Here is a 9,123-nt window from a genome sequence, read left to right on the forward strand (position 1 = left end):
TCCTATGAAACCCCTCTTCTGTCTTTATTGCAAGGTTTTGTCCTGTACTAAGGAATTAGACATATTTTGAGCCAAAAATGCCATTCTACTATTATTAAATCCTGCCTCCCTAGAATCAACCTTAATTTTCTCTAAAAAGTTCTTCCTTTCCTCTTCCTTTTTAGCTGAACAGTAGGAATCTACATATAAATAGAAATGTGCTATATCATGATCGCTTCTTCCCGTCACATAACACTTATCAATTGTTGCAAAACGAACAGGATAAGAGGAAAGCCAATTGTCTTTATCATCTTGACAAAGAAATACGATGAGAATCTTCCGAGACTTTATCTCATTTAATCTTTGGATTTCATCACCATTTTTTAATTTTTCCTTGACAGGAAGCTTGTCCCACAGAGAAGAATTAACCCATTTCTTTCTGTATCTGAAGTGAACGATAAAACTATTCGGCACTCCTATTACCTCAACTATATCTGAGATATATTCTTTCTTATAATTTGAAGATACAAGAATAAGCCATTCAGAGTTATTTTGCGGGTTGACTGACATAACATTCTTATTTACAAAAAATATCAATCACAATCTGGGCGGCATCACTGAGAGAACTTGTCGTATACCATTGAATGTTTTTAATATGAGATGTATCTTTGTCATCATACTTCCATGCCCCTCGATTGACAAGGACTGCATTTGCTCCCACAGATACGGCAGGTAATATGTCTGAGCGCAAACTGTTTCCTAAAAACCAAACTTCGTGTGGGGATAGCTTCATTAATTTAAGTACTCGACGTAATCTTTCTTCATTTTTCAATGGAACAATGCGTATTTCGTCAAAATAACTTTCTACATCAAAGGAATGTCTATGCAAGGATAATATTTTTCGTTTTTGTGTGGAAGGATGTCCAGCGGTAAATAGAATAAGTCGAAACTCCTTTTTCAAACTCACAAGCGAATCCACAGTATCCTCATAAAGCTTTGGAGGCTGCCTTATAGTCCTAGAAATATCTAATATTTTTTTCTCAATTGAAGTCTTATACTCTAAACTGAATTGTGATGCCAGTGAACTGTAGAGGATAAGCATACTCTCAGTAAATCTTTGAGGAGTCAACCCTCTTGTAGCTACTCTGAGAGCATCCATTGCATCAAATTTAAGGATAATGCTTTCTTGTGACTCGGGTATTCCACTTTCATTTAGAAGGAATGCAAACTTAGACTTTGCATCATTGTAAAGTTCCTGCGTTTTCCAGAGAGTGTCGTCACCATCTAAAAAAATAGTGGTCTTTGCTACCATAGCTAGTATGCATAACTCTTTGGCAGTAACTATAGCAAATCTTGATGGCACACTTCAAATTTTCACCACAAATTTTAGCTAGACTCGGCGAAGAACTTATCTCCAGTTTTGAGCAGAGCATCATCGAACTAGTCAAGAATGCTTACGATGCTGATGCAACCGAATGTGCGATCACTCTCAACAATACCCGCCAAGTTGGAGGCAGCATTGAAATCTCCGATAATGGCGTGGGGATGAATGCCGACGAAATTGAAAATCGTTGGTTTTTGATCGGCAAGTCACAAAAGAACGTCAATAACCGCACTCCCAAATACGATCGCATCCCAGCAGGCAGCAAAGGACTGGGCAGGTTAGCAGCTTTACGGCAAGGAGCGCGAGTTTATCTTGCATCCAGACCCGAAAACGAACTTGGCACAGAATACTACTTCGAGATTGACTGGTACGCCCTTGATAACTCTGATAGTGTCGATACGGTTGAGTTTAAGATCGAGCAGCGATCGACCAATAAAGGGCAAGGCACAGATATCACTATCGGGAATCTGCATACTATACTCAGCGATCGCGAAGTCAAGAAACTTGCTCGTGAACTCATCCTGCTCTCCGATCCCTTTGGCGATCCTACAGGCTTTACTCCCACCCTAATCGCTCCAGAATTTGCCGAATTAGAAGAACGTGTCAGTTCTGCGTATTTTGACGCTGCCGACTATCACCTACACGCTAGCCTTGACCCCAATGGTAAAGCCGAGTTTAGCCTGAGAAATCCCAGCGGACAGATTTTAGTTGCTGCTGATGCAGAGGCGATCGCTAAAAAATACAGCAAATCTCGATACCCAAATATGAGGGTTGAATTTGACTTTTGGGCATTTGTCTTTGAACGTGAATCTTTCTCCACAAGGCGAGTCACTATTGAAGAAGTTAAAAAATGGTTAGACACAATGGGCAATGTCAGCCTCTACCATCGTGGGCTTCGTGTTCGGCCCTACGGCGATCCTGAAGATGACTGGCTAGAAATCAATAAACTACGGGGGCGTACCCCAATGACCAGACCTGCGACTAGTACTTCAATTGGTAAGATCGTTGTGGAAGATCCTGAAGAGATGCTCCTGCCTAAAACCGATCGCCTTGGTTTTGTTGATAATGAAGCATTTACACAACTTAAAACATTCGCAACTGATGCTCTGCGTTGGATGGCGGATTATCGAGAAAAAGAAGCAGCAAAATTAACAGAACTCAAACGAACAGTCAAGAAAAGGCAGCTAAGCCAAAATGTTGAAATCGCCCGTGAAAATTTAACGCAAGCGATCCGTGAGAGTGTACCAGTTTCTGTTCGTCCAGTTGTCCAAGATGCATACCAGAAACTTGAAGTTGCGGTTGAGCAGGAATATGAAGCCATCCGCGAAGATATTCAACTTTATCGTAGTCTTGCAACAGTGGGTACCACTTCTGCAACCTTTGCTCATGAGTCAGGAAAACGAGTTACTTTACTGGATAAAGCTACAAGTAGAATTGAAACTCAAGGGAAAAGAGCTTTTCCAGATCAATATGAGAGAATTCTTGCCATACCAGTAGAGTCTTTACGTAAAGCATTAGCAGCTATTAAGAATTTTGTTAAATTTCCAGTTCATTTACTAAAACGTGGAAAACGTCGATCAGAAGAAATCAATATTCATAATGTTATTGAGGAATCTGTCACTTTATTTAAACCATTTTTAGAAGTAGGCTCTGGAATAACTGTTGAAATACAGAAAAACTGTCAATCTTCGAATATTTTTGGTAGTGTGGCTCTGCTAGAAAGTATTTTGACCAATTTACTTACAAATGCAGGTAATGCTTTTTTCAATACTAGAGGTGCGAGATTAAGCAATCGTAAAATTATTATCAGAACAGAGAACATAGGTAATCGTATAGCAATCAGGGTTATGGACAATGCCCTTGGCATTAAAGGCGTGGATGTAGAAGATATATGGCTTCCCGGAATTACAACTAACCCAGATGGGACAGGACTAGGTTTAACCATTGCCCGTGATTGTGCCGAGGATTTAGGTGGTGAGATAACTGCGATCGCCAATGGCGAACTGGGTGGGGCTGAATTTATTGTCTTACTTCCAGTTATTGACTATACTAGGCTTGGAGGTGAAAATAATGGTCACAGCAATCCCTCAGCAACTGAATTATAAGTTAGTTGGTAATGGCATTAGTAAGGTTGTTGCAATTGTTGATGATGATCTAGAAACAGCAAACGATACCCGCTACGATCTTGAAGAACTAGGGTATCAAGCAAATATTATCACTGGGTTCCATGAAAATGTTAGGATACTAGCCCAACAGATACATGAATCTGCTTATGCTGCAATCTGCGATCATAAACTTCGTGATGGTGGCTTGGCAGATTTCTATGGTTCAGAATTAGTTGCTTGCCTTTACGATCTGAAAACTCCATCAATTCTTATCTCTCAATATCCTGATGATAAACATTCAACGATAGGAGCATACCGTCGTAAAATTCCTATTTTCTTGACTCGCGATGAGGCAAATTCAATGTCACTAAAAGATGGAATCGAATACTGCGTATCAGAGTTAGGAGGTAAAATCTCACGAGAAAGAAAGCCGCACCGCACACTCGTGAGAGTCGAGCGCGTTGGCAAAGAGTTTGGGGAGGATGTAGTTGAGGCTTTCGTAGTTGGCTGGAGACCTCGCCAAGCGGTTCGCTTTCCTGTTTCTCTGATTCCCGAAGAAATGCGTGAAACACTGGGTAAAGGTTCAAGACTAGTTGCTTATGTCAATATTGGGGCAACGAAATCAGAAGACCTTTTCTTTGAGAAATTTGAATTAGCCCCTCAACTAAATGCAAATGATGGACTCGCCTGAATTAGTTATCTTAGATGTTGGGCACGGAAATTGCTCAGTTTTAATTGATACAAAAGGAACCATTATTGTAGACTGCGCTGATTGCAGCATCTTAACAGAGTTTTTAGAACTGAGAAAAATCAGCCAGATCGAACACGTTCTTGTATCCCATGCAGATCGAGATCATATTGAAGGGGTTACATCCCTCCTGTTTGACAAGACAATAAAAATCCGAAACATCTATGTCAACCCCGATCCAAGCAAAAAGAATACTGTAACTTGGGCAGATTTTCGTTTAGCAATTGCAGATGCGATGAGTCGTGGCACTCAAGTTTTAACTAGCCTGACATCTTCTTTAACAGGAAGCCTTGATGTTGGAGAGGTTAAAGTAGAGGTATTAGCCCCTTCTCCCGTCCAGGCTCTAGGAGGCGTTGGAGGTAAAGAATTTAGCGATAGCAACAATCACCAACGGCAACTTACTTCCAATTCTCTATCAGCAGTTATTGGGTTATTGCATAATTCTCATAGAGCAGCGATCTTGGCTGGGGATCTCGAACAGATAGGGCTTGACGACCTCTTAGCAAATAATACTGATATCAGAGCCAGCATTCTCGTTTTTCCTCATCATGGAGGGCGACCAGGTAGCACTGAGCCAAAAACTTTTGCCCAAAAAATTTGCAATCATGTTTCTCCTAAGTTGGTTATCTTCTCAAATGCCAGAGGTGGTTCTGGCAATCCACGTGAAGATATAGTGCAGGGAGTTAGACTCGCTGCTCTTGATACCCACATTGTCTGTACACAACTTTCCAAAAAATGTGCCGATACTACTGATAGCTTAAATTTTAGCCATCTTTCGGGCTTACCGTCTGAGGGAGCCCATGCGAGCAAATGTTGTGGCGGAAGTTTATCAATCTCACTCAATGGAGTAGAAACATTTAAGCCAGACAACCTTGTGCAACATAAAAATTTTGTTGACACACTAATAACGTCACCGCTTTGCAGGAAAAGTTTCTCAGTTTGAAAAGCAGAGCCTCTCTTAACTAGGGATATCATTAGTACATCTGTGATAACCATCGATCTTTCTATGTTTGCCGCACAAGAAACCCAATCAGCAAATTTAGTCCGCGAACTACGGTTTCGCCTAGGCTTAACCCAAGAACAACTCGCCGCAGAACTAGGCGTCACCTTCGCCTCAGTCAATCGCTGGGAAAACCGCAAAGTCCAACCCTCACCCATGGCACTCAAACTCCTACGCCAACACCTAGAACAAATGGGCGATCGCGGCGTAGACCTCCTAGACCGTTACTTCTAATCATTACCCAAGCACCTGCTAGAGCAGATGTCATGGCTTCTCGATGTCACCTCCCCTACGCTATCCCTACAAGCCAGATCAGGAGACATCCCATGAACCGATACGAACTCGCCAACGTAATTTCCCAGAAAATCCAAATCAGCGGCTACGATGCCGACCGATTTCTTCGAGCCACCCTCAATACCATCATCGAAATCGTCACCAGCAAACAACCCGTCGAACTGGACGGCTTCGGTACCTTTTCCATGCGACCCCAAGCCCCGCGATCGGGAACCGTACCCGCCACAGGTCAACCGATCCAGATCCCCGCAAGATGGGCAGCCAGTTTCAAAATCGACAAAGCCTTTAAAAATCTGGTCGAAGCCGTACCCATTGATACCGAAGCCCCCACCACATCCAACTTTGTTGCCCCTAACATCACCAGCCGCAACGACAAACCCTACACCTTTACCCTTGAGTACGACGACTCAGATACAGGCATCAGTGCAGGCACAATCGGTAGAGACGAAACCAAACCTGAGAATTTTGACATCCAAGTCTCAGGGCCCAATGCCTACAGCCAAAAAGCCAGAGCGATCACTACCAAGTCCACCCCTAACAAGAAAGGCAAAATCGTCACCTATGCAGTTGGTGCGCCTGGTGGCATCTGGGATGCTTCAGCCAACGGTACTTACGAGATTTTCCTCCTCGAAGGTCAAATTTCCGACGCTCACGGCAATGCCATTCCCACAGGTCGCTTAGGCTCCTTCTTGGTTGATATTCCTGTGTAGGGCAACTATGAACCTAAAGGACTTCATCGCCGAACTCCGCCGCCTCTTGAGTGGCTTGCTCTACATCTCCGAATCCGATTTTCCTGTGGAAGTCGCACCGCGCGGGTTGCCCTATCGAATGCCTGAAAAGGGTGAAGTGCGATCGCTAGATCGCGTATTTCAAATGCGTAACCTTCAAGATTGGATGAGAGCAGAAGAGCAAGCCACAGCCCAAAGATGGCAAACCGTCTACGACCACATCGCGAATAACACCATTGCTTCAGTGGCGTGGCATTATCCTGTAAACCGCAGGAACTACACCCACGAGCAAATCGTAATTCTATTGCACCCGCAAGGTGTGGTCGGACTTCGTATCAAACTCGTCGAAACATAGCGAGGTAACCGCATGATCGTCATTAATATCCCGTCTGACAAGGATATCGTCGTCAACATCCAATTTTCTGAAGATGGTAAAGAGTCCATCGAAGTGATCGAGCAAACACCAGATCCCTACTCTGAAGATGACGAGATTCTTGAAGATGATGCAGAAGATTCTTGATTGAATGCTTCAACAAGATTGTTATTTCACCAGCCTGAGGCTATCCACTCAGGCTTCCTTTTTGGAGGTACTCATGATCCAACTACTCGAAGCCATCCCCAATTACAAACATCTTCCCCATCAGCAAAAAGCGATCGCTTATTTGCAAGACCATACGCCAACAGAAGTTCTAGAGGAATTTGCAGAAATCTGGAAAACTGAAGCTTCTGAAACACCCGAAATCCATCCTCAAATCCAAGCTTTCTTGAATACGATCCGCGTTCCTGAAGGTACGAATTGTCCGCTTGGTTACCAGACCATGTTTACAGGTAAGGTGTTCTCTGACTTTAGCGATCATCCACGCCAGATTCAATGTGCTGGCGAACTCTGTTCCGATGCCGCAGGGGCTTATCAATTTCTCAGTACTACTTGGGATGATGTCGCCCAAGCGATCGGGGCAACAGACTTTAGTCCGCACTGGCAAGATTTAGCCGCAGTGGAACTCCTGAGACGGCGAGATGCCTATGAGGATATCCTCGCAGGACGGCTTCAAAGTGCTCTCGACAAATGTTCGTGGGAATGGGCGAGTTTGCCTCCCGGTCGTTACGGTCAGCCTTCGCTTTCTTATGAAGATTGCGATCGCTTATTTCAAGAGTTTGGAGGTAAATCCGTATGAGGTTCTGGGTACAGACAGGACTGAGTTTAATCGTGACGGGTTTCTGTCTGTTTCAGATCGCGATGGGTAAAGGTGATGGTGTTTACTGGTCAACGGTATCGGCAATTCTCGGTTATTGGCTACCTGCTCCTGAAGAGAAGAATAAAGAATGAACAATCAACCCAATAACAATAATTTACGCATCGATACCAGTGCGATCGCGCAAGGAATGGTATTGACTGCTCTGGTTGCCTTGACGACTACGGTGTTGCAACTGCGTCAAGATGTTGCCCTGATGCGCGATCAGATGTCCAACATGGTTGTGGCGAAGGAGTTTGCTGCGTTTAAGGCGATCTCTGAGCAACACGATTTGGTGTTTGAGAAAAGGCTGGAGCAACTCGAACAACGTCTGGAAGAAAAGAAAAAGTAGGCTGAAGGATCTGTAGCAGTTTTTGCCTCCTAGCCAATACAATTTCTCTATGACAGATAACTTGCTAAAGCCACCAACCGACGACTACGAAAACTTTCTACGCGATTTGAAACAGCGTATCCGTGCGGCACAGGTACGGGCGGCTTTAGCCGTCAATCGCGAACTGGTACTACTTTATTGGCAAATCGGCAAAGACATTCTTACCCGCCAACAGCAACAAGGATGGGGTACAAAAGTCATTGATAGTCTGTCTAAAGACCTACAGAAAGAGTTTCCTGCTATCAAGGGCTTTTCATCCCGTAATTTGAAATATATGCGGTCTTTTGCTGAAGCATATGTTGACGAGCCAATTGTGCAGCAGATTGCTGCACAAATTCCTTGGTTTCATAACTGTATTTTGCTGGACAAAGTAAAAGAGCCAGCAGAGCGCCAATGGTATATTCAGCAGACGATTGAGTATGGTTGGAGCCGTAACGTTTTAACTCACCAAATCGAAACTAAGCTATATCATCGGTAGGGCAAAGCCACGACAAATTTCGAGCAGGCACTACCAAAACCCCAATCCGACCTTGCCCAACAACTCCTCAAAGATCCCTACAATTTTGATTTTCTAAGTCTGGGGCAAGAATCGCAGGAACGAGACTTAGAACGTGCCTTAACCCAGCATATCCGCGAATTTTTACTCGAACTGGGCGTGGGCTTTGCCTTTATGGGAAACCAATATCACCTAGAGGTTGAAGGCGATGATTTCTACATCGACCTGTTGTTTTATCATGTCAAACTACGCTGCTACGTGGTCATCGACCTGAAGATGGAGTCCTTTAAGCCTGAGTTTTCAGGAAAGATGAACTTTTACATTTCCGCTGTTGATAGCCAGTTACGTCATCCTGAAGATAACCCAACGATTGGTATTGTTCTGTGTAGAGGTAAAAAGAAAACCATTGTTGAATATGCTTTGCGGGATATCAATAAACCCATTGGTGTTTCAAACTATACGTTTAAAGATGCTTTACCGAAGCAATTGCAGGAAAGTCTGCCAAGTGTCGAGCAACTTCAGATAGAACTCGAAGCGAAAGCTTCAGCAATAGAGGCAATATCGGAAACCAATAGCCAAGATTGAGTCAATTTCACCTAAGGCTTTGTCAACTTCAAAAAGCGACGCAGCCCCGTGATAACTACTCCCCAAATATGAAAGTCCATATCCTGACTGACAAAGAATGGGGCATAATTTGGGTTTTCAGGTAACACTGGACTTTGGACTAAAAAAAGAAAAAAAGGCAGCAGGTGCTTGGCACAAACTG

General features: G+C 43.6%; 12 protein-coding genes and 1 pseudogene. 11 read left to right on the top strand and 2 right to left on the bottom strand.

Annotation, left to right across the window (positions count from 1 at the left end; genetic code table 11):
- Nucleotides 1-24: 24 nt before the first annotated feature.
- Both V2H45_RS23500 and V2H45_RS23505 read right to left on the bottom strand, forming a co-directional pair.
- On the bottom strand, nt 25-549 hold the full coding sequence (locus V2H45_RS23500) for a hypothetical protein (RefSeq protein WP_330486125.1): 525 nt from the start codon (nt 547-549) through the stop codon (nt 25-27).
- Between the two features lie 7 nt (nt 550-556).
- Nucleotides 557-1,291: an HAD family hydrolase gene (locus V2H45_RS23505; RefSeq protein WP_330486126.1), complete on the bottom strand. Its 735-nt coding sequence runs from the start codon at nt 1,289-1,291 to the stop codon at nt 557-559.
- A gap of 44 nt (nt 1,292-1,335) precedes the next feature.
- On the opposite strand from V2H45_RS23505, the gene V2H45_RS23510 reads away from it, so the two are divergent.
- The 11 genes and pseudogenes from V2H45_RS23510 (at nt 1,336) to V2H45_RS25740 (ending at nt 8,942) form a co-directional block, all read left to right on the top strand.
- A complete protein-coding gene (locus V2H45_RS23510) occupies nt 1,336-3,468 on the top strand; it encodes a sensor histidine kinase (RefSeq protein WP_330486127.1) in 2,133 nt (710 codons plus the stop codon).
- Nucleotides 3,434-4,159 (top strand): hypothetical protein, encoded by a 726-nt coding sequence (locus V2H45_RS23515; protein WP_330486128.1) that lies wholly within the window; start codon nt 3,434-3,436, stop codon nt 4,157-4,159. Before V2H45_RS23510 ends, V2H45_RS23515 begins: the two co-directional genes overlap by 35 nt.
- Complete coding sequence (locus V2H45_RS23520) at nt 4,146-5,159, top strand: ComEC/Rec2 family competence protein (RefSeq protein ID WP_330486129.1); 1,014 nt, start codon at nt 4,146-4,148, stop codon at nt 5,157-5,159. The genes V2H45_RS23515 and V2H45_RS23520 overlap by 14 nt, the downstream gene beginning before the upstream one ends.
- 63 nt (nt 5,160-5,222) lie before the next feature.
- Nucleotides 5,223-5,450, top strand: a complete 228-nt coding sequence (locus tag V2H45_RS23525; RefSeq protein WP_408648889.1) for a helix-turn-helix domain-containing protein — start codon at nt 5,223-5,225, stop codon at nt 5,448-5,450.
- Nucleotides 5,451-5,542: 92 nt separating this feature from the next.
- Complete coding sequence (locus V2H45_RS23530; RefSeq protein ID WP_330486131.1) at nt 5,543-6,220, top strand: HU family DNA-binding protein; 678 nt, start codon at nt 5,543-5,545, stop codon at nt 6,218-6,220.
- Nucleotides 6,221-6,227: 7 nt separating this feature from the next.
- Entirely contained in the window at nt 6,228-6,593 is a 366-nt protein-coding gene (locus V2H45_RS23535) for a hypothetical protein (protein ID WP_330486132.1), read from the top strand.
- Nucleotides 6,594-6,605: 12 nt separating this feature from the next.
- Entirely contained in the window at nt 6,606-6,758 is a 153-nt protein-coding gene (locus V2H45_RS23540) for a hypothetical protein (RefSeq protein ID WP_330486133.1), read from the top strand.
- Nucleotides 6,759-6,831: 73 nt separating this feature from the next.
- On the top strand, nt 6,832-7,413 hold the full coding sequence (locus V2H45_RS23545; protein ID WP_330486134.1) for a glycoside hydrolase family 24 protein: 582 nt from the start codon (nt 6,832-6,834) through the stop codon (nt 7,411-7,413).
- Nucleotides 7,410-7,565 (top strand): hypothetical protein, encoded by a 156-nt coding sequence (locus V2H45_RS23550; protein WP_330486135.1) that lies wholly within the window; start codon nt 7,410-7,412, stop codon nt 7,563-7,565. Before V2H45_RS23545 ends, V2H45_RS23550 begins: the two co-directional genes overlap by 4 nt.
- The gene (locus V2H45_RS23555) at nt 7,562-7,822 is read left to right on the top strand and encodes a hypothetical protein (protein WP_330486136.1); all 261 of its coding nucleotides are present in this window, start codon (nt 7,562-7,564) and stop codon (nt 7,820-7,822) included. The genes V2H45_RS23550 and V2H45_RS23555 overlap by 4 nt, the downstream gene beginning before the upstream one ends.
- A 49-nt stretch (nt 7,823-7,871) precedes the next feature.
- Nucleotides 7,872-8,942: pseudogene (locus V2H45_RS25740) on the top strand (PDDEXK nuclease domain-containing protein).
- The last annotated feature ends 181 nt before the right edge of the window (nt 8,943-9,123 follow it).

The organism is Tumidithrix elongata BACA0141 (assembly GCF_036349135.1).
Taxonomy (GTDB): domain Bacteria; phylum Cyanobacteriota; class Cyanobacteriia; order Pseudanabaenales; family Pseudanabaenaceae; genus Tumidithrix; species Tumidithrix elongata.

Excerpts from the sequence above, each read along its gene's own strand:
- V2H45_RS23555 (WP_330486136.1), top strand. The coding sequence starts at position 7,562 with ATGAACAATCAACCCAATAACAATAATTTACGCATCGATACCAGTGCG.
- V2H45_RS23505 (WP_330486126.1), bottom strand. The coding sequence starts at position 1,291 with ATGGTAGCAAAGACCACTATTTTTTTAGATGGTGACGACACTCTCTGG.
- V2H45_RS23530 (WP_330486131.1), top strand. The coding sequence starts at position 5,543 with ATGAACCGATACGAACTCGCCAACGTAATTTCCCAGAAAATCCAAATC.
- V2H45_RS23515 (WP_330486128.1), top strand. The coding sequence starts at position 3,434 with ATGGTCACAGCAATCCCTCAGCAACTGAATTATAAGTTAGTTGGTAAT.
- V2H45_RS23520 (WP_330486129.1), top strand. The coding sequence starts at position 4,146 with ATGGACTCGCCTGAATTAGTTATCTTAGATGTTGGGCACGGAAATTGC.
- V2H45_RS23550 (WP_330486135.1), top strand. The coding sequence starts at position 7,410 with ATGAGGTTCTGGGTACAGACAGGACTGAGTTTAATCGTGACGGGTTTC.
- V2H45_RS23535 (WP_330486132.1), top strand. The coding sequence starts at position 6,228 with ATGAACCTAAAGGACTTCATCGCCGAACTCCGCCGCCTCTTGAGTGGC.
- V2H45_RS23525 (WP_408648889.1), top strand. The coding sequence starts at position 5,223 with ATGTTTGCCGCACAAGAAACCCAATCAGCAAATTTAGTCCGCGAACTA.
- V2H45_RS23545 (WP_330486134.1), top strand. The coding sequence starts at position 6,832 with ATGATCCAACTACTCGAAGCCATCCCCAATTACAAACATCTTCCCCAT.
- V2H45_RS23510 (WP_330486127.1), top strand. The coding sequence starts at position 1,336 with ATGGCACACTTCAAATTTTCACCACAAATTTTAGCTAGACTCGGCGAA.
- V2H45_RS23540 (WP_330486133.1), top strand. The coding sequence starts at position 6,606 with ATGATCGTCATTAATATCCCGTCTGACAAGGATATCGTCGTCAACATC.
- V2H45_RS23500 (WP_330486125.1), bottom strand. The coding sequence starts at position 549 with ATGTCAGTCAACCCGCAAAATAACTCTGAATGGCTTATTCTTGTATCT.